Below are 19,082 nucleotides of genomic sequence, written 5' to 3'. Positions count from 1 at the left end.
TACTTGATAAGACAATCTAATGCTTCTCATACCACCTAAATAAAAGGTAGGTATACGATGTATGAGGCGATATTATCAACTGGTCTGGCTCAGAGATTACAAAGATAAACAATAGTATGTTTTTTCTATTAACAAATCGTTTTTGAAGCTATAATTTCTTTAGATACTCTTGACCACGACATATTTATTTGAACAAGAAGATTATTTATGCAATACAAAGAGCAGCTGACTGAATGCATTCAAAACGATATGGATTTAGATGACATAGTTAGAAGATTTTTTATAGTACACCCTACATTTGCTTTTAATGACTTAGTTAAAGCTGACGATATACTTAACAAGGTTAGTCTTGAGTTTGATGTTCCTATAAATGATATTTTAGTTTGTGGATCGGCAAAGATAGGGTTTAGCTTAAAAAGCGGGCAACCGTATAAGCCAGGAGAGTCAGATCTTGATTTAGCCATTATCAACAATGAGATGTATTGTAGAATCTTTAATAAAGTGTTGACTGAAACTAGAAATTATTCTAGAAGAGATCTGTTTCAGAGTAAGGAGTGTTTAGAAAGGTATCAGTATGGTATTAAGTTAGGTATGATTAATTATAACTTCTTACCTAATATTGAGTTAAAAAGTGAGTTAACTAGTTTTTTGATAGTTTATCAATCAATTATAGAGATCTTTTCTCAAGTATTTCTTGTTGTTTCTATATGTCGGAAAGTAATTTTAAGCAAAAGCAAATAAACGGTTTGCACAGTTGGAAAACAGATAATTTTATTAGGGAGTAATCGTGATAGCCTATCAAATCAGGTCAGTTCAGCTAATTAATCTTGTTAGAGATATAAAAAATGGAAACCTAATTACTAATGCTTATTTTCAAAGAAATCTCGTTTGGAGAGGTTAATAAAAAGAGTTAATTAAAACAGTTCTAGATGGTTATCCCTTTCCATTGATATTTATTTCTAAGGGGGAGATTGACGTGGAAAGAATGATATCGACCTCCTGTATTGTTGATGGTCAACAAAGGTCTAATGCGATTGTTTCTTTTGTAAATAACGAATATCATATAGATGGTAGATATTTCAAAGATTTTAGCGAAGATGAAAAAGCTAATTTCTTCAAATATGAGATACCAGTATGTGAGCTAGATATTAAAAATACTGACCCTAGACTATTGGATATATTCCAAAGAATTAATAGAACTTCAGACTCTCTTACTGGTATAGAGAAAAAGCTTCTGAATACGGTGCATCTTATTTCATGCTAGTGTGTCAAATGCTATGTAATCAAATAGATGTAAATTTAGCTGATAAAGATAATGAAGATTTCAAACTTGACCCTAATATACCAGAAAGCTTTTTGAACTGGGCTAGAGATAAAACAAATAGCTGTGAGAACATACAAAAATTACTTACTGATGAAAGAATATTTTCTATAAGAGAAATTTCTAGAAAAGTTAATCTTCAGTACACCTTGAATATTGTCTCTACATATTTAGCAGGTTTTTATACTAGAAATGATAAAGTAGATGAATACCTGTTGCTTTACTTGGAAGACTTCAATATGAAAGATGAGATTGTAAATAGATTTGAAAAAGTAGCTGAGTTCTATCTAAGACTTGAGTTAGATGATAAATCAATGTGGTTTAACAAAGCTAATATGTTCTCATTGTTCATTGCTCTTGCTAATTATAGTGAATTAGATAGCTTGGATATATCGAAATTTAGTGAAATATTGAACCAATTTGACAGTTTGGATGTATATGATCATGAATATATGGTTTGGGCTAAAGAGGGAGTTAATAATCTCAAGGAAAGAAGAGGTAGACACAAAATAATTATGAAATATATTTTGAACATACCAGACATACAAGAAGAGTCATTTAAGGATTAACATAATTAAAACTATATGAAAATTTAAGCTGATAACAAAAACCGCCACACCAAACACTATGGCGGTTTTTTATCACTAAAATATCTTAAACTCTAAAGTATCTACAATGCCCACAGCGACTGGTACTGCTCATCAGTCAACGTCACAATATCGATCTCGGCCAGCATCTCGCGTAGCTCTTGCCACTTACTCGCATCAGGTGTGATCGGTGTAATCAATCTGCCTAACGTATTATCAATAATCGCATCCATCAGCGTATCCGCCTCAGTTTTACTATAGTCATAATACATGCGGCGCGCAGACTCAGGCTCATTTTTACACAGCTCTGTCATCTGATTTGTCACTTGGATAAAAGTATCTATCGCGTCTTTTTTCGCGCTATAGATCTCATCAGTTGTGAGGATTTCTAACGCCGAAAAGTTCGGATAAGGTGACAGATGCTGATCGATAAACGTAAAGTCTAGCCCTTCATGAGTCGCCTCAACCCCTTCAAAGTTATAAAAGCACAGCCATGCACCATCGAGACTTGGGTCTTCTTGCAGGTTTTTTATATGGTAAAAGTCTTTTTGTACAAAGCTCACATTGTCACGGCTGATAGTGAAGCCATTTTTTTTGGCATAGCGCGCTAATATCTCAAAGCCAATACGATTGGTTTTTTCTTCAGCAGCAGGGGTGCAAATGCGAATCGGTTGATTGTTTTTGAGCTTATCCATACTGGACTGCTGCATCAATATGCCGCCATCGGTCTCAAAAAAACAGCCAAGCGCACGCAGATTCGGCGCGTAATGCTCAAACAGATGAATCGGCTCATTCACATGCAGATCGATACTTTGGTTTTGCAATTCAGCAAAGCCATCATAGTGGTCATCAGGCTCGATAATAGTGATATCTAGCCCTGCCTGCTCATATGCGCCTGTGGTCATACCCGCGATAAAAGGTAGGTGATCAGGGTTTAAGAACCATTCGAGGGTAAGGGTCAATTTGGTGGTCGGCTGCATGGTTGTTTCCTTATTAATGATAGAAAACAATCAGACTGATGCTGTTTAAACAAAACAAAAAGGCAAAACAAGAAAGGCAAAATCTCAACATGTAAGGCGCTATCAGATCAGCGCGTCAGGTAGAGATTTCTCTTATTTATAGACTGCTTAGGGTCTGTCATGCTTGTTTCCTACGTCAGTGCTAACTGCTTCAGGTTCACGGGTGTGTCTCAGCGATGGTTTTAACAATCGTTACAAGGTTAAAAGCAAAGCACCCCGACAAGGTTAAGTGGTGCTGCATTATTTTTGATCAGTACTGCTAATGGCTATTATCGATAGCTACTGCATCATCATATAGTGAAACCATTATAAAAATGGTATAGCAAGATTAAACGCTATTTTTCGCAGCCTCTGGAGACGCAGTCACAGCAAGCAAGAAAAGTAGCATTTAATCGAGCGCGTTTCCTATGCTGCATCAATTTTATTGAGGTTCTACTATAGACGACTTGTAAGCGGCGATGCAAGCGTACAAGGAATGACAATGAAAGGTGATGACTGACGCTCGTTAACCGCCCTTTATAACAGTTCACATTTGTGTTGGCTTTTTATAAGCGCTTTCAATCTTATAAGCGCTTGCAATCGACGTGTTAATAGAAGAGCGCAGTATTTGTCATTGGTACTTACCCAATCACTAACCAACGATACTGATCGATAGCAAAAAGCTTGTATAAATGGGCTTGTACAATTTTTGGTGATATTGCATGCTTGGTTATTCATACAAGTAGCTATGTAAATACTTTTGATGGCTACCAAAATCATTCACCGCACCGTCCATCGACATCACTTATATGACCCATAATAAAAAAGCGTTTTATCATAGGCCTAAGACCAACCAATCTAGAAGTCCAATGATACGCTGGACCTTTGTGACGCTTGGCTGGGTGTTTTTTGTCTTAGGGATTATCGGTATTTTATTGCCTGTGATGCCGACTGCGCCTTTTATACTACTTGCAGCAGGCTGCTGGGCGCGTAGCTCTAAGCGCTTTCATTTTTGGCTGATCAATCACAAATACTTCGGCAAATACGTCCGTGATTGGGAAGAAAATCATGCAGTACCGCTCTATGCTAAGTGGCTTGCGACCATCATGATGGCGATATCGACTGCCATGTTGTTTTATCGTCTGCCCGCTGATATGACATGGGCGGCATGGCTGGTAGCACTGGTCTGTAGCGGGGTTGCCGTCTATTTGTTTCGTCTGCCAAATGCCAAATAAAGTCGCCAATATAGGGCAATAGTTAAGTCCAGTTACATAAAACCTGAGATAAGGCTTGCGATACTAGGATGTTCCCCCTATAATACATCCAAGCTTAAGAGCAGTTCTGCACCAAATCATTACCTCGTAGTATTAGTTATAATCCTTCGTTTTAATATTTATCGTTCAGTAGCTATTTGCAAGCGTTATCGGTCTATTAGACCACAAATAAATTAAATATCAGGGTTATGACTATGTCAGACGTTCAAAAAGGTACAGTTAAGTGGTTCAACGAAGCTAAAGGTTTTGGTTTCATCGCTCCAGAAAACGGCGCAGACGTTTTCGCTCATTACAGCGAAATCTCAGGCTCAGGTTTCAAAACTTTGGCTGAAGGCCAAGAAGTTGAGTTCACTGTAACTCAAGGCCAAAAAGGCCCACAAGCACATAACATCGTTGCTATCTAATTTGTCTTTATAGACAGATAGATAAAAGATAAAAAAAGCGAACCTTAGGGTTCGTTTTTTTTTTCGTCTGTGATTTGGTATTAAATGAAACGACAGATATAAAAATGCCTCCGACTATATGGATAGTTAGAGGCATTTTTGTACTGGTACTGAGGTAAGTCAATAAGCATGAGCAATTGACTTATTATATAAAGCTAATACCGATATTGATCAGACCACCGCCCAATATCAACCAGCCAAACATCACCGCACCCAATACCAGAGGTTTGACGCCAGCTTGCTTGATCGCGCTTAGATGCGTGGTTAGACCTAGCGCAAACATCGCCATCGTAAGCAGTACGTCATCTAGTCTCACCATACTACGCTCAATGCTTGCAGACATTGGCACCCAAGTATGTAATAAGACGATACCGATAAAAATAAACGCAAACCATGGCACTTTGACTTGCTTGACGCGGCTCATAAATGATGCTGTCTCGCTTTTACTACCTTCATGTTCTATAGCGGCATTATCTACGGAGCGATCTTTGGTTAGCGCAAATGAGAGCACAAGTAAGAAAGGTGCGAGCATCATCACCCGTATCATTTTGGTCACGACAGCAGTGTCGCCAATCTCAGTATTGATGGCATTGCCTGCGACCACGACTTGCGCCACTTCATGTACGGTTGAGCCCGTGTACATGCCGTACTGCTGGGCACTAAGCCAAGGCTGCAACCAACCAAGCTGATAGAGAAAAGGATAGAGCAGCATGGACATGGTGCCAAAGACCACGACCGTCGCCACAGCAATAGTCACTTTATGTGCTTGAGCTTTGACCACTGGCTCTGCAGCAATGACAGCCGCCGCCCCGCAGATACTCGCGCCTGAGCCGATGAGTATAACGGTTTCTTTATCGACTTTTAGCCATCTGGTGCCGATCCAATAGGTCAGTATAAAGGTTGACGTCAGGACGAGAGCATCGGTCATAATCGCTGGCATACCAACGCTCGCCACTTGCGTCATGGTCAGCTTGAACCCATAAAACATGATCGCAAGTCGTAAAATTTGACCTTTTGCAAAAGCGACTCCACTACCTAAGCGTTCAGCAAAATTTGGATAGACGGTGTTGCCCAAGACCATACCCAGCAAAATCGCGAGCGTTAAAGAGGATAAGCCAACGATACGTCCGTTCGACCACGCATCCAAACGCGTATCTAACCATAGACAGAATGCACTACCGATCAGTACCACAGCCAAACCAGCCAAGTGGCGTTGGCTTGGAATGTAGTTACTCACTGAACGACTGACTGATTTGGCTAGTGTATGCATAAGAGGCATATCCTATTACTGATATTAAAATAAGCATAAGCTTATGAGTAGACAGTATAAGCTGACTATATTTATAATAAAAACAGATTAATAAGATATAAACTATCGATATTTTAGGTTAGTGTTTACGGTAGAAATAGATATACCGCGCATGAGTAGCAAAAAAAGACATGTATAGCGAATAAGACAGGCTAAAAAATGACATAAGGCATCATCAATAACATGAAAAAATCTGTACAGACATTGCCAAAGATTACACTTAAGCAGCTCGCTGTTTTTGTCAGTATTTACCAGACAGGTAGCACCAGCCGTGCCAGTGAAGAGATGCATTTATCACAGTCGGCGGTCAGCAGTGCGCTGACAGAGCTTGAGTCTAGATTACAGATGCCATTGTTTGAGCGCGTCGGTCGCAGGCTTAATCAGCATCCCAATGCCCATCCTATTTATATACAGGCACAGGCTATCTTGGGTCAATCGCTCACGCTTGAACATTATCACCAATATCAAGCGAGGCAGATACATATCGGGGCGAGTACCACGATTGGCAATTACGTGCTGCCATCATTGCTTGGTAAGTTATATGAGGCGCTACCAGATGCCAATGTCGATATGTATATTGCCAATACTCAGGAGGTGGTGAGTGAGGTTGAGCAGCTCAATATCGATATTGCTTTAGTAGAAGGGATGCCGCGTCCGATAGACATGAAAGCCATTGAGCAGCGCGAATGGCGAACGGATACGCTGATGATATTTGCCAAACGTGATAGTAAATGGTTAAAGAACGTCGCTATCTATAGCCAAGATAAGGGCTGCTATCAGCTGACTATTAATCAGCTAGCACAGTTGCCGCTACTCGTACGTGAGGCAGGGTCGGGCACACGGCAGATTATCGATGAGCAGTTGCTAAAGTATCTACCCAATGCAGAAGTGGTAAAGGCCATACACCAATCAGAAGCCATCAAACATATGGTGAGTGCAGATATTGGTCTTGGCTGCCTATCGCAGCATGTGATTGAGACAGAATTGGCAACAGGTGAGCTGGTGCAAGTAAGCGTTGCAGGAATCGATCTATCGCGGACATGGTGGCTGGTCTGGCACAAAGCCCGTCATCAAAGCCCCATTTGGCAGACGTTTATAGATATTATCCAACAAGATTAACTGAGATAATGTCAAAATGTGAGGGAGTAAAAAAGCGCCGTATTAATCATGATAGGGCGCTTTTTGTTAACTGATAATTCCATATAGCCAAAGCAAATTGCTACGTCGAAACCGGTTTGTCGAGTCTTACGACCAAGCTGTCGCAAGGTACGTTAGGCAAGATATTATCTGCTGTCGCGCCACTGATCCATGCGGCAATACCAGTGCGCTTATGGCGACCGATGACCAACAGATCGACGTCGTGTTTATGACAGTAGCTGACAATACCTTCACTGCTAGAGATAGCGGTAGTGACTTCTGACGTTGCCGCATTGAGCTGGTTGCGTTCAAGGAATTGCGCCAGTTTTGCCCGTGCTTCTTGGCAGCGTTCGTCATCAATCTCATCATAAAGACTTGACGCAGGTACCAGCTCATAGCCGAAGCCCACCATGGTATCTTTGACAATATGCAGCACAGACAACTTAGAACCGGGACGGTTTTCAACGATGCGCTTGGCCTTTTGCGCGACGATATCCGCATCAGAGAGTAAGTCGGTGACCAGTAAAATATGTTCGTAACTCATAACGTCTTCCTCATGTCAGATAGTATTTACTATAGCACTACTATAGAGCGCTGTTAAGTAATGCTTGTCTATCTTTGTGACATAGATTTTGATATGGAACAACACCCGAGTGCAATGCTAACAAATAACAGGTTAACTCGAATGATGAGCCGGCCCCCTTATTCTGATACTGGCTCATCAAGCTTGACGACTAGGCTGTTGCAAGGGATGTTTGGCAAGATATTATCGGCTGTTGCACCCGACTAACCAAGCGGCGATACCGTGACGTTCATGACGCCCAATGATGAGTAAGTCGACCTTTTTCATGACAGTAGTCAACAATACCTTTACTGTTAGAAATGGCAGCTGTCACCTCAGAGTTGACTGCTAGCCTACTACTGTAGTACTTGCACTCGTCTGCCTTGTACCACTTTTAATATTGATTGACTATAACAGTGCAAACGGTCTCTGTTAAGCGATATGACCATCATTTGAATGTGGCTTTTGTTGGAATTATATTGGGCTGTTTGAAAGAGTGGCGAGCATTTCACGATATATTATTGCCCATGTGCTGACTTGACTTATCAACGACCAAACCCCACTAATAGCGCTAAGCCAATTCTTTTTTAGCCAATATAGCCAATATAGTCACTATAAATACCTGCATAATTGAGTTCAAAAGCCAGTATTGGGTTTAGCATTCAGTTTTTTCAGAAATTGTAAGTCAAAATGTTTTAATAGCCATTTTTACGACTGATAGTTCAATAATTTTTACCACTCTATTTACCCTGATAGTCAGGGCACACGATACGCATTGTAAGCGATAAGGATAACTATGACTGATACCCCATTTACTGCTGATCTCACGTTGCATCCAGCATTTGAGCTGATTGAGCATCGCCATATTGAGGCGCTATCGATGGATGTGCTGATCAGTCAGCATGTGAAGACAGGCGCGATGCACTATCATTTAGCGCACCCAAGCGATGAAAATGCGTTTTTAGTAGGTTTTCGTACTCAGCCGATGGACTCAAAAGGCGAGGCGCATATTTTGGAGCACGTCGCATTGTGTGGCTCTAAGAAATTCCCAGTACGTGACCCATTCTTTTCAATGATCAAACGCTCATTAAACACGTTTATGAATGCGATGACCGCAGCCGATTGGACGGCGTATCCGTATGCCACGCAAAACAAAAACGACTATTTTAATTTGCTTGCTGTGTACCTTGATGCGTCGTTTTTCCCAATATCCACCCGCTCGATTTTTGCGCAAGAAGGCATCCGCGTAGAGCTGGACGAAAACGACAAGCCCCAGTTTAAAGGTATCGTCTTTAACGAGATGAAGGGCGCGATGAGTGGCGAGATTGATCAGCTTTATCATACGGTTGCGCATCATCTATTCCCAACGACGACTTATCACTACAATTCAGGTGGCGATCCTGCTCAGATTCCCTGACTTAACGCATACTGAGCTGACAGCTTTTCATGAGAGTCACTATCACCCATCGAATAGTGTCATCATGAGTTTTGGTAATATTCCTGTTGCTGAGACGCAAGCGAAAATACACGAAGATGCTTTGATTCAATTCGAAGCAGGTAAAAAACACGTATCGCGTCCAGAGCAGCGTTTGTCTGCACCTATTAGTGCAGTTGACACGTACACTGCTGATGAAGCCGGTCCAGATCAGACCCATCACGTGGTCGCTTGGTTGTTGCCGTCGATCACTGATCCTAAGCAGCGTTTGGCGCTGCGTTTGCTCGAAGGCGTACTGATTGAGCATTCAGGCTCGCCACTACGTGCTTATTTGGACAGCCATCCACTGGGCAAAGCGCCAAGTCCGCTATTAGGGCTGGATGACAGCCATTATGAAATGGTCTTTTATACGGGACTGCGCGGCTCTAACCCAGAGCATGCCGAAGCGGTCGAGCAAGGCATTATTGACTTGCTGACTGAGGTGGCAAACTCGCCAGTTGATGACGAAACGATCGAAACCATTCTGCATCAGATTGAAATTGATCAGCGCCATATCGGCGGTGATAGCATTCCTTATGGTCTAAACCTGATGTTAGAGGGCTTTAGTACTGCCATTCATGATGGTAACCCTATCGATGTGTGGGAAGTGGATGAGCATCTACAGTGGTTGCGCGAGCAAGTGGTCGATCCGCAGTGGCTACCGAACTTAATCAAAACGCATCTGCTGGACAATCAGCACCGTGTGCGCGTGACCATGACGCCAGATAGCGAAAAATCAGCGCGCCTTGCTGCAGCAGAGCAAGTGCGTTTAGATACCATCGCGATGGACTTGAGCGCTGATGACAAAGACATCTTGCACAAGCAAGCATTAGATCTGGCCGCACGCCAAGCAGCGCCAGATGATTTGAGCTTACTGCCAAAGGTAGGTCTAGAAGACGTACCAACAGACATTAGCTTTAAAGAAGGCACCCAAAAGCAGGTGCGTCTGAGCGGGCAAGATAGTACGCTATTTGAATATGAAGCGGGCACCAATGGTATCTATTACTATCAGGTGATCGTACCGCTCACTGAAGCCATTGGCAATCAGGACACCAGCAGTTTGCCTGTGAACGAGGTGATCAATCATCCATTGCTACCGATTTATTTAAGCCTACTATCAGAGCTGGGTACTGACTCGATGAGTGCTCATGAGATGCAGGCCAAGCAAGCCGCGCATTCTTCGGGTGTGACCGCGCGTATCAGCCAGCGTACCCACGTGGATGATAGTCAATCGATTAGCAGCTATTTTGTCGTGGCAACGCGCGCGCTCAACCGCAAACCTGAAGCGATTGATTTGCTCAAAGAAGTAATGGAACACAGCATCTTTACTGAGCATGATCGCATCAAAGAAATCTTGCAGCAGCGTCAAGCCAGCTGGCAATCCAATTTGGCAGGTTCTGGTCACTCATATGCAATGCAAACCGCCAGTCGCGGTATGAGTCGTCAAGCGCAGCTAGAATATGTGCGTAGTGGTTTACCAGCACTAAATGCACTAAAAGCGTTCTTGGGACATGCCAGTAGCGATGATACTCAGTGGGATACATTGGCAACGAGTTTGATGGATTTGCATCAACGTTTGATCAGCTTACCTAAGCATGCCGTTATTATCTGTGAAGCCGAGCAAACGGAACGCTTGAGTGGCCTCATCGTCGATAGCTGGACAGAGAGCAAAGCAGTCACATCTGCTGAAAAAGCAGACAATACTGAAGCAAATATCCCTAGCGAATTTGCAAATCTGCATCTAGATACTGCGTTAAATGGTGAGACTAATTCAGTCAAGGCATTAGAGAGTGGCGACGATGTTAAAAACAATGTGCTCGATGTTGCAGATTTAGCGTGGTTAGTGCCAACCAACGTTTATCATAATGCCAGTGCTTATACGGTACCAGCGGCTGACCATCCTGATACTGCCGCACTCATGGTGTTAGCGCCTTACCTACGTAATGGCTATCTGCACAGCGCCATTCGTGAACGCGGCGGTGCCTATGGCGGCGGTGCTGGCTATGACGCCAATGCTTGCGCCTTTAAGTTCTTTAGTTACCGCGATCCGCAGTGCGCTGAAACCTTTGAGCATTTTGAGGCCAGTATTGAGTGGATCTTAAACGAGCCACAAAACGATGAGCAATTAGAAGAGGCGATTTTAGGTATTATCTCCGGTATGGATAAGCCAGGCTCTCCTGCAGGGAGGCGATCAAAGCGTGCTTCGCCAACTTGCATCATCGCGGTGCTGATTGGCAGCGCAAAATGCGTGCTGCGATCTTGGCAGTGACCATTGATGATTTACAGCGTGTTGCCAAGCAATATCTGCAAGGTCAAAAGCATGTGCGTGCCGTATTAGCGCCTTATAATAAAGAAGAGACAGTCAAAGGACTGGGCTTTGAGGTTTGTAAAATAAAGAGCTAAGGTAGCAAAATCTATCACCAAGAAAAAGCCAAGCGTCATGCTTGGCTTTTTTTGTATGTAGTATTTGCTTAGTACCGTTTGATACTCAAATCTTTGCCGATTTTGTCTTGATGGATCGGGAATTCTGACAACTCGTTATACTGCTTACGATCAGAAAAATAGTTTTTTAAGGTAAGGCGAATGGCCTCAAAGGCGAGCGTATCCCATGGAATATCTTCTTCACTAAATAGCGCACAATCAAGGCTTTCTGAGCCAATACCGTACGCACCATCTTTTTAGATCGGCGAGATAAATAGAGTAGATCTGCCCAATATCTGGTAGGTCATAAATGCAGTATAGATGCGGATTCAGTACGATGGCATCAGCTTCTTCGTAGCTCTCGCGTGCGGCGCCTTCAGCCATGGTTTCGCCGTTTTCCATAAAACCTGCAGGTATCGTCCATAGCCCATATTGCGGCTCGATCGCTCGGCGGCACAGTAGGACTCTGTCTTCGTGTACGACTAGCGAACCACAGATAACCTTTGGGTTTTCGTAGTGGATATAGTGACAATTGGGGCACACCAAGCGCGGCATATTATCTGTAGGTGGGATTTTTCGTTCTGCTTTATGACCGCATTGGAGACAATAGCTCATACCAACTACCTTTATTAGTAAATATTGTATGTCCACTTATCTTAAAAAGTTTTTTTGCCGTTCTGATGTTTGCTTTTGTATACAGCAGCGATAGTGACAAATACTTTTGAGGATATCCTTTACTTTTAACGAAAAAGTTATTTTATTTAATTTTTATGATTACAACGAAAACGCTCTGACAGCGCATTTTAATTGCCATCAAAGCGTTCTTATATTATCGAGTATATCCTACATAGGAATTAGGTTTTTATTTTGAGCATTTGTGTGCGTAGTCCACCAGCTACCGACGCAGAGATAGGAATCAATGGCGTCAATGTGGCTTGAAAGTCATGATAAAGATCTTCGCGCGTCGGATATATGACCGTACTTAAGTTGCCATCTGCATCTACCTCATGACGCCAGCCGCCGTGCTCAAGATCAATCAAAGTACTGGCAATATAATCCCAAGCTAAGCGGTAGTAATACTCAAAGCGCGGATCACCCGTACGGCGCGATAGCATCAGTGCGGTATTAGCCATTTCCGCCTGTACCCAGTAAGGACGGTTTGGTATTGAAATCTCATCATCCCAGCCAATGGTATAAACCATGCCGGGCTGACCGTCAGGTGCCCAGCCACGATCGATAGCGCTATCAAATAATGCGATGGCATCAGGTAGCAGCCAATCAGGTATGTCATAATCATGCGCGATACAAGCAGACTCAACCTTGAGCAGCAGTCCTGCCCATTCTGCAAAGTGACCAGGTGTGAGTCCCCAGGGACGCAGGTCATCAGAAGGTTCATTCGCATCGTAGTCGGGCAACAGATTCCACCCACTATCAAAATGCTCGGGCAAACGTCCACCATAAGCCTCAGGAATATCATGACCAAAACGCTTGGCTAAGTGTAGTGCGCGGTCTAGCCAGCGCGTTTCACCGGTGGCATCTGTCAGTGCTAAGCAGGCTTCGGTCGTATGCATGTTGCAATTGGCGCCGCGATAATCTTCGGGATCAGCCCAATCAGCGGCAAAGAAGGTAGCATTGATTGCTCATCTTCTAACCAAAAATGCTGATCAATGATTGTTATTGCAGCCTCCATCAACTCTGTACCGCGCGGGCGACCAGCAATGCTAGCAGACGCGCCAGCAAGCGCGACAAACGCATGCAGATAGGCGTTTTTGCGTGATGGGTTTTCATGAGTTGAGTAAGCATCACTGAACCAACCGCCATGTACCGAGTCGCGCAATGGACCATCGAGCAACGCATCTAGGCCATGGTCAGCAAGTGTTGCTGCACCTGGTATACCCATTAGTGCCGCTAGCGCATAGCAATGCACCATCCTCGTAGTGATGATGCTCTTTGCTGTGTCATCTACCATGTTGCCATCGTGACCCAAAGTAGCAAACCCTGATGGCACGCGCGCTTTGGCATAATGTTCGAGCAAACGTTGTCCTTCAGCGAGCAACCAGCGGCGATGACTACTGCTATCTGCCCAACAGACAGATAGCAGGTCAGAAGAGTCAGGAGAATCCATGATATCAGCCATTGGTAATCATGCCTCCGTTTATGTGTAAGGTCTGCCCAGTCACAAAGCTACTGTCTTGGCAAGCAAGAAATACATAGGCAGCGCCCATCTCGCGTGGCTGACCCATACGCCCCATTGGTGAGGACATCGATTCTAAAATATCTTTATCAAAGTCTTTAAATACCAGTTGAATCTCGCTCACTACAGGACCTGGTGCTACCTGATTGACGCGAATACCGCGACTAAGTAGTTGTTGCGATAACGCGCGGGTGTAGCCAACGATAGCGCCTTTGGTTGCGGTGTACGGCACCAATACATCATTGCCGACATACGCATTAACAGATGTCGTATTGATGATGCTATCACCTTCTTTCATATGCTCAAGGGCGGCGCGGGTTGCATAAAACATTCCTGCCATATTGACATCGAAATGCTGTTGCCAGTCTTTATCACTGACTTCAGACAAATCATGATACGGCTTTTGCATACCAGCGTTATTGACTAGCACATCAATGCCGCCCCATTGTGCCACGACCGCTTCGACTGCCTCTTTGCAACTACTACTATTTGCTGTATCACCCTGCAGTACCACCGCGTCTGTGCCTTCTGCTTCAATACCTTTACGCGTCTCATTGGCGCTCTCTTCATCAGAGTGATAAAGGATGGCAACTTTGGCGCCTTCACGTGCCATATGAAAAGCCACTGCGCGACCGATACCACTGTCTCCGCCAGTGATTAAAACGCGCTTATCAGCCAGTTTTCCTGAGCCTTTATAGTTATCATTGATATATTCAGCAGGTGGCATCATGTTGTCGATTTGGTCTGTCATAATCTGTATCCTTTGTTCTTTTGAGGTATTGTTTATTGTTATTACAGCAATCCTATGACGTTGGTGTCAGTATTTTTATAATGCTATTTTAGGATGTCCGCCTCATAGTCTTGCTAGCAGTTATCATAATACCCAAATGCATTTTTTGAAATATTACTCGGTTAATGTTTGGTAATTTAAAGCTGCAGTTATGATATTTATTATCATTGATAAGTACCAGGCAAAAGGATATTGAGAAAATCTTAATTAATAAAACGATCACCGTCTGAGACAGACGGTATGAGATATTGAGTGATTTAGAAAGGTGTAAAGACGCGGCAAAAAAATAGACATTTAGTTGAAAGGCTCACTTGGATAGAGGCTCAGTCTATATAACAAAGCTTATACACAAGCGGTAAGCCGTTTTATATTTATCATAGTGACCACATATATAGTGAAACCATTATAAAAATGGTATAGCAAGATTAAACGCTATTTTTCGCAGCCTCTGGAGACGCAGTCACAGCAAGCAAGAAAAGTAGCATTTAATCGAGCGCGTTTCCTATGCTGCATCAATTTTATTGAGGTTCTACTGTATGTATAGCAGTCAGCCGATGCATCAATAAATCGCACTTTGTCGAAAATAACGTAAATATGAGATACATCTACAAAAGCGATAATCTGATTAATAAAAAGGCTGCCATACTAGCGACAGGTTATACTGTTATGCTGGCACCGGTATTTTCATGAGTAATATGAAAATGACCACTCATAGGATTTGATAATGACCGTACCCGAAAATATTGATTTTTTTAATAAGTTTAGCGTCGCTGTCCCAAGCTTTATTCGTCATCCCACACTCAGAAAACTGGCCGAGCGAGTACAACACGAGACATTGAATGCGCTCACGAGTCCAGCGATGTACGAGAGTGGCAACACCTCACAAAGTACGCGTATTTTGGACAGCTTGTATCAGACACCGATTGCCGATGCCTCAATATTGGTGGCAATTACCAATGAGCGTCGACCCAAGCTTTTATTGACGCGCCGAGCCGCTCATATGAACAGCCATGCAGGAGAGGTCTCCTGTGCAGGCGGCAAACATGAGATAGGTGATGGCAACAACGTCGTGACCGCATTACGTGAAGCTTGTGAAGAGACGGCGCTGCCACCTAATAAAGTGCAATTACTGGGACAACTACCGATCCAAACGTCCAAAAGCGGTATGAGTGTACGTCCCATTGTCGCGCTCATCGCCCCAGGTCTGGTATTAGTTCCTGAAGTGGGAGAGATATCGCGTATCTTTTGGGCGGATTTAGAGTCGTTAGTCAACCAGCCAACGGTGGAGTATGCGGTAGAATATAAAATGCAAGAACAAACCGCGACCATACTGACGCCGAGTTGGCAAGTGGATGGTGAGACGGTGTGGGGACTGACAGGGCGCGTCATTGCCAGTTTGCTAGAAACTGGGTTTGATCGTCAGCTAGAATGGTATTACCGCGTAGAAAACAAACGCTGATAGATATCATCTACTTATAATAATCATCGTTCTTTTTAAGCCACCAATTCATATTGTCTTGGCGCTTGGCACGAAATGCTTCTAATTTTTGGGCAACCGTTGCATTGTGCTGCCGCGCAGTATCAAGCGCAAAAGAATCGGCACTGAAGACAATACGCCAAAGCGTATCTTTGATTTTGGTAAAGCTAAGCCGTCACCAATGTCATCACCGACTAAGGTGCGTGTCACACTGGCATTGACCATCTCCACAAAGCGTCCACGTCGATTGTCTTCGCCCATCAACTGACGCGGTAGATCATGCAAGGCTTTTGCCAGTGGCTGCCCCGTCTTAAAGTCTAGCTGCTGTATTGATAAGTAGGTATACAGCCATTCCCAGCTAGCCGCTTCATCTTTTGGCAGACGCTCTAAATCAACGCCCATCCAGTAGCTGGCAAGATTCCATAAGTGCAAAATACCTTCCGCTTCCTCAGGGCTAATACGGGCGCCGAGCAGGCGTAGGCCACGCATAATTAACAACGAGAACTGTAAATGGGTGGCAATCATATCGGTTTGGTTAATCGGCACGCCCCAATAATCGGTATTCCAGCTACCATCAGGGTTATGATGTTGCTCGGCGTTTGGTATCACGCCTGTAGCAGCATTGCCCTTACCTTTGAGCAAGTTTTGCCGTACCAATGTATGAATCTGACGTACTTTGATGGATTGTCGCCAGCCCTCAGAGCCAATCGCCAATACTTGATCGATAGGTTGAGAGTGATTGCGCATGCCCATATCTGATTGTGGATGCTCAGACACCGCCAAGATATAGGCATAGGTACGCATGAGCCGTGGTAGCGCATCGTGCATCAACGCGCCCGTCTGAATGAGTGGTAGTGATAGGGCTGGGATGCTATAACCTGCCATCAGCGCGACATTACGCAGTAGCCAAATGAGCATCAGTGGATAGCGTCGATAGGCGACCGCACCGATTTGAGCGAGTTTGGGATCGAACCAATCAGGATGACTGCTAAATTGCTCGGTTAGTGCATTAAATGAGGCGTTGGTTGCGAGATCGCTATTTAGGTCTAGACCATCGCCGCCGCTGATAATCTGTTGTAGGGGCTTTGCAAAGCGGATATTGTTAGCGGCCAAATCATCTGCGAGTGGATCGCCAATATCGTAGCCGGCGACTATCTCCTCTAGTAGCGCAGGCGAGATAGCAAAGTCTTTTGGTAGTAGATATCGCTTAATCCGCTTTAACACTTGCAAATCACTATGGTCATCGATAGCAGTCGTACGCCCATGACGCAAATACAACGCTGTTGATGGATGCTGCGTCTTATTGGTGGGAATATTTGCAGTATTGCTGATTTTCTTATCCATATGATCAAACACCTTTATAAGTCAGCTATAAAACAACATTCGTATCGTAAGAGCGATCCATAACCATCACTTATAAGCGTTAATTGATGGACTCAATGACTCTCGTTGTCTTTGTATCGTACTGATACGAGATTTTAGGTCACATATTTCATCAGATAAGAACGGCAGTCTTACACGCGCGTCTTTCGCCCTAACGATACGGCAGGCACGATGTATTGGATATTCTCGTCTGCCGACATGACAATTATTGCTAATGCTACAGCGGGTTCATTAACAATAATCAACCTTGGCTGAATACACATTTTTCATTAAAAGTTTTTGCAGATAATAAAAAGCGACTTATAAGCTAATAGGCTCATAAGTCACTCGTTTTGCTATTAATGAGAGCGAGTCAAATCGACTGATGTGCCGCTGACATTATCTTTCAAGCTCACTTTGAGCATGATGTAACCTGCGATACCAGAAACGATAGAACCCATGATGATACCCAAGCGCTCATCAAACATAGTGGTGTCGCCAGCGAACGCCAAGCTACCAATGAATAAGCTCATGGTAAAACCAACACCGCACAATAGCGCTGCGCCGTAGATTTGCTTATAGTTCATACCTTTTGGCATGGTTGAGATACCAAGCTTAAAGATTAACCAGCACATAATCATGACGCCCAACTGCTTACCGATAAACAGACCTGCGGCAATACCTAGTGGTACTGAATGGAATAATTCAGCAAGACCTGCGCCTTCGAGTGAGATACCCGAGTTGGCAAAAGCGAATATTGGCAAAATACCAAAGGCGACGGTGTTATGTAGGTCATGCTCTAGCTCTTCAAGCGGAGAGTGCTCAGGATCAGTGCGGTCAAACATAGGAATAAATAGTGCTAAGACCACACCGGCCAATGTTGCATGGATACCCGATTTGAGCACTGCAATCCACATGATAATACCAATAAGTAGATAAGGCGTGATGCTAGTGACGTTACGACGATTAAGAAGGTACAAGAATGGCAGACATAGGCCAGCCAAAGCTAACGACTCTAGTGACAACTCACTGGTATAAAACAGAGCGATAATCAAAATCGCACCGATATCATCAAAAATAGCAATAGAGACCAAAAAGACTTTTTAGAGAGTTGGGTACACGGTTGCCAAGAAGGCTCAAAATACCAAGCGCAAAAGCAATATCTGTTGCCGCAGGAATGGCCCAACCTTTCCAAAACTCAGGCTCATTGTAGTTAAAGAGTAGATAAACAATCGCAGGCATGATCATACCACCCAGTGCTGCACCAGCTGGTAGGATAATCTGCTTGACGTTAGACAACTCACCAATCAATACTTCACGCTTGAGCTCAAGCCCGACCAAGAAAAAGAAAACGGCCATTAGACCATCATTGATCCAGTGGTGAGCATCTTTGGCAATGGCAAACTCACCAATTTGAATGGCAACTGGTGCGTGAATAAAACCTTCGTACCAAACATTGAGGGGGGAGTTGGCAATGATCATTGCAGCAACGGCAGCCAATGCTAAGACGATACCGCCCGCTGCCTCAAATTCAAAAAATGCCTTAATCCTTCGTATTGCCATATTATCCTCACCTCCTAAGTACAATTTACTAAATAATCTCAAATATCCACGTTACTATTCATGACGATATAGCAAGCAGATAAAAACAGTTTCTCACACTCTTATTAATATAGACAACAAAATACGCTGAAATAACGCCATTAGCCCATTATATCGTCTCCAATGACAGT

The 19,082-nt window shown here is 43.6% G+C and carries 14 protein-coding genes and 3 pseudogenes; 8 read left to right on the top strand and 9 right to left on the bottom strand.

Annotated features, from left to right (window positions below; genetic code table 11):
* Nucleotides 1-207: 207 nt before the first annotated feature.
* The 3 genes from PKHYL_RS14430 to PKHYL_RS14420 all read left to right on the top strand — a co-directional run bounded on the left by PKHYL_RS14430 (nucleotide 208) and on the right by PKHYL_RS14420 (nucleotide 1,890).
* The gene (locus PKHYL_RS14430) at nucleotides 208-741 is read left to right on the top strand and encodes a hypothetical protein (RefSeq protein WP_240365454.1); all 534 of its coding nucleotides are present in this window, start codon (nucleotides 208-210) and stop codon (nucleotides 739-741) included.
* Between the two features lie 205 nt (nucleotides 742-946).
* Nucleotides 947-1,264 carry a hypothetical protein gene (locus PKHYL_RS14425; protein ID WP_332835900.1) on the top strand — a complete coding sequence of 106 codons (318 nt, stop codon included), beginning with the start codon at nucleotides 947-949 and terminating at the stop codon, nucleotides 1,262-1,264.
* Between the two features lie 8 nt (nucleotides 1,265-1,272).
* Nucleotides 1,273-1,890 carry a hypothetical protein gene (locus PKHYL_RS14420; RefSeq protein ID WP_240365452.1) on the top strand — a complete coding sequence of 206 codons (618 nt, stop codon included), beginning with the start codon at nucleotides 1,273-1,275 and terminating at the stop codon, nucleotides 1,888-1,890.
* A gap of 101 nt (nucleotides 1,891-1,991) precedes the next feature.
* Here PKHYL_RS14420 and PKHYL_RS14415 read toward each other — a convergent pair whose 3' ends face one another.
* Nucleotides 1,992-2,888 carry an ABC transporter substrate-binding protein gene (locus PKHYL_RS14415; protein WP_240365451.1) on the bottom strand — a complete coding sequence of 299 codons (897 nt, stop codon included), beginning with the start codon at nucleotides 2,886-2,888 and terminating at the stop codon, nucleotides 1,992-1,994.
* Nucleotides 2,889-3,715: 827 nt separating this feature from the next.
* On the opposite strand from PKHYL_RS14415, the gene PKHYL_RS14410 reads away from it, so the two are divergent.
* Together PKHYL_RS14410 and cspE are read left to right on the top strand one after the other, a co-directional pair.
* Entirely contained in the window at nucleotides 3,716-4,141 is a 426-nt protein-coding gene (locus PKHYL_RS14410; protein ID WP_071002960.1) for a YbaN family protein, read from the top strand.
* A 233-nt stretch (nucleotides 4,142-4,374) separates the two neighbouring features.
* Nucleotides 4,375-4,584 carry a transcription antiterminator/RNA stability regulator CspE gene (cspE, locus tag PKHYL_RS14405; RefSeq protein WP_025644841.1) on the top strand — a complete coding sequence of 70 codons (210 nt, stop codon included), beginning with the start codon at nucleotides 4,375-4,377 and terminating at the stop codon, nucleotides 4,582-4,584.
* A 184-nt stretch (nucleotides 4,585-4,768) separates the two neighbouring features.
* On the opposite strand, the gene PKHYL_RS14400 is transcribed toward cspE, so the two are convergent.
* Nucleotides 4,769-5,893, bottom strand: a complete 1,125-nt coding sequence (locus PKHYL_RS14400; protein ID WP_071002961.1) for a YeiH family protein — start codon at nucleotides 5,891-5,893, stop codon at nucleotides 4,769-4,771.
* 222 nt (nucleotides 5,894-6,115) lie between these two features.
* Between PKHYL_RS14400 and PKHYL_RS14395 the strand changes: the two genes are divergently transcribed.
* A complete protein-coding gene (locus PKHYL_RS14395) occupies nucleotides 6,116-7,051 on the top strand; it encodes a LysR substrate-binding domain-containing protein (RefSeq protein WP_071002962.1) in 936 nt (311 codons plus the stop codon).
* Between the two features lie 100 nt (nucleotides 7,052-7,151).
* Here the strand turns inward: PKHYL_RS14395 and PKHYL_RS14390 are convergent, their stop codons facing one another.
* Nucleotides 7,152-7,613, bottom strand: a complete 462-nt coding sequence (locus PKHYL_RS14390) for a universal stress protein (RefSeq protein ID WP_071002963.1) — start codon at nucleotides 7,611-7,613, stop codon at nucleotides 7,152-7,154.
* A gap of 814 nt (nucleotides 7,614-8,427) precedes the next feature.
* Between PKHYL_RS14390 and PKHYL_RS14385 the strand changes: the two are divergent.
* A pseudogene (locus tag PKHYL_RS14385) lies at nucleotides 8,428-11,508 on the top strand (insulinase family protein).
* Nucleotides 11,509-11,576: 68 nt separating this feature from the next.
* On the opposite strand, the pseudogene PKHYL_RS14380 reads toward PKHYL_RS14385, so the two are convergent.
* The 4 genes and pseudogenes from PKHYL_RS14380 to PKHYL_RS14370 form a co-directional block, all read right to left on the bottom strand.
* Nucleotides 11,577-12,141, bottom strand: a pseudogene (locus tag PKHYL_RS14380) (NUDIX hydrolase).
* Nucleotides 12,142-12,380: 239 nt separating this feature from the next.
* A complete protein-coding gene (locus PKHYL_RS17805) occupies nucleotides 12,381-13,097 on the bottom strand; it encodes an AGE family epimerase/isomerase (protein ID WP_269778188.1) in 717 nt (238 codons plus the stop codon).
* A complete protein-coding gene (locus PKHYL_RS17800; protein WP_269778187.1) occupies nucleotides 13,073-13,663 on the bottom strand; it encodes an AGE family epimerase/isomerase in 591 nt (196 codons plus the stop codon). The genes PKHYL_RS17805 and PKHYL_RS17800 overlap by 25 nt, the downstream gene beginning before the upstream one ends.
* Nucleotides 13,656-14,471: an SDR family oxidoreductase gene (locus PKHYL_RS14370; protein WP_071002966.1), complete on the bottom strand. Its 816-nt coding sequence runs from the start codon at nucleotides 14,469-14,471 to the stop codon at nucleotides 13,656-13,658. The genes PKHYL_RS17800 and PKHYL_RS14370 overlap by 8 nt, the downstream gene beginning before the upstream one ends.
* Before the next feature lie 763 nt (nucleotides 14,472-15,234).
* On the opposite strand from PKHYL_RS14370, the gene PKHYL_RS14365 reads away from it, so the two are divergent.
* Nucleotides 15,235-15,969: an NUDIX hydrolase gene (locus tag PKHYL_RS14365; protein WP_071002967.1), complete on the top strand. Its 735-nt coding sequence runs from the start codon at nucleotides 15,235-15,237 to the stop codon at nucleotides 15,967-15,969.
* 81 nt (nucleotides 15,970-16,050) lie between these two features.
* Here PKHYL_RS14365 and PKHYL_RS14360 read toward each other — a convergent pair whose 3' ends face one another.
* Together PKHYL_RS14360 and nhaA are read right to left on the bottom strand one after the other, a co-directional pair.
* The gene (locus tag PKHYL_RS14360; RefSeq protein WP_240365450.1) at nucleotides 16,051-17,331 is read right to left on the bottom strand and encodes an oxygenase MpaB family protein; all 1,281 of its coding nucleotides are present in this window, start codon (nucleotides 17,329-17,331) and stop codon (nucleotides 16,051-16,053) included.
* A 377-nt stretch (nucleotides 17,332-17,708) separates the two neighbouring features.
* Nucleotides 17,709-18,912 (bottom strand): annotated as a pseudogene (gene nhaA, locus PKHYL_RS14355) (Na+/H+ antiporter NhaA).
* Nucleotides 18,913-19,082 lie beyond the last annotated feature (170 nt).

This window comes from Psychrobacter sp. KH172YL61 (assembly GCF_007182895.1).
GTDB classification, from domain to species: Bacteria; Pseudomonadota; Gammaproteobacteria; order Pseudomonadales; family Moraxellaceae; genus Psychrobacter; species Psychrobacter pacificensis.
The sequence above is the reverse complement of the archived record's forward strand: the minus strand, read 5'-3'. Positions and strand labels throughout refer to the sequence as shown.

Coding starts and splice junctions, on each gene's coding strand:
- PKHYL_RS14430 (WP_240365454.1), top strand. CDS start 208: ATGCAATACAAAGAGCAGCTGACTGAATGCATTCAAAACGATATGGAT.
- PKHYL_RS14420 (WP_240365452.1), top strand. CDS start 1,273: ATGCTATGTAATCAAATAGATGTAAATTTAGCTGATAAAGATAATGAA.
- PKHYL_RS14415 (WP_240365451.1), bottom strand. CDS start 2,888: ATGCAGCCGACCACCAAATTGACCCTTACCCTCGAATGGTTCTTAAAC.
- PKHYL_RS14410 (WP_071002960.1), top strand. CDS start 3,716: ATGACCCATAATAAAAAAGCGTTTTATCATAGGCCTAAGACCAACCAA.
- cspE (WP_025644841.1), top strand. CDS start 4,375: ATGTCAGACGTTCAAAAAGGTACAGTTAAGTGGTTCAACGAAGCTAAA.
- PKHYL_RS14400 (WP_071002961.1), bottom strand. CDS start 5,893: ATGCATACACTAGCCAAATCAGTCAGTCGTTCAGTGAGTAACTACATT.
- PKHYL_RS14395 (WP_071002962.1), top strand. CDS start 6,116: ATGAAAAAATCTGTACAGACATTGCCAAAGATTACACTTAAGCAGCTC.
- PKHYL_RS14390 (WP_071002963.1), bottom strand. CDS start 7,613: ATGAGTTACGAACATATTTTACTGGTCACCGACTTACTCTCTGATGCG.
- PKHYL_RS17805 (WP_269778188.1), bottom strand. CDS start 13,097: ATGCATACGACCGAAGCCTGCTTAGCACTGACAGATGCCACCGGTGAA.
- PKHYL_RS17800 (WP_269778187.1), bottom strand. CDS start 13,663: ATGGCTGATATCATGGATTCTCCTGACTCTTCTGACCTGCTATCTGTC.
- PKHYL_RS14370 (WP_071002966.1), bottom strand. CDS start 14,471: ATGACAGACCAAATCGACAACATGATGCCACCTGCTGAATATATCAAT.
- PKHYL_RS14365 (WP_071002967.1), top strand. CDS start 15,235: ATGACCGTACCCGAAAATATTGATTTTTTTAATAAGTTTAGCGTCGCT.
- PKHYL_RS14360 (WP_240365450.1), bottom strand. CDS start 17,331: ATGGATAAGAAAATCAGCAATACTGCAAATATTCCCACCAATAAGACG.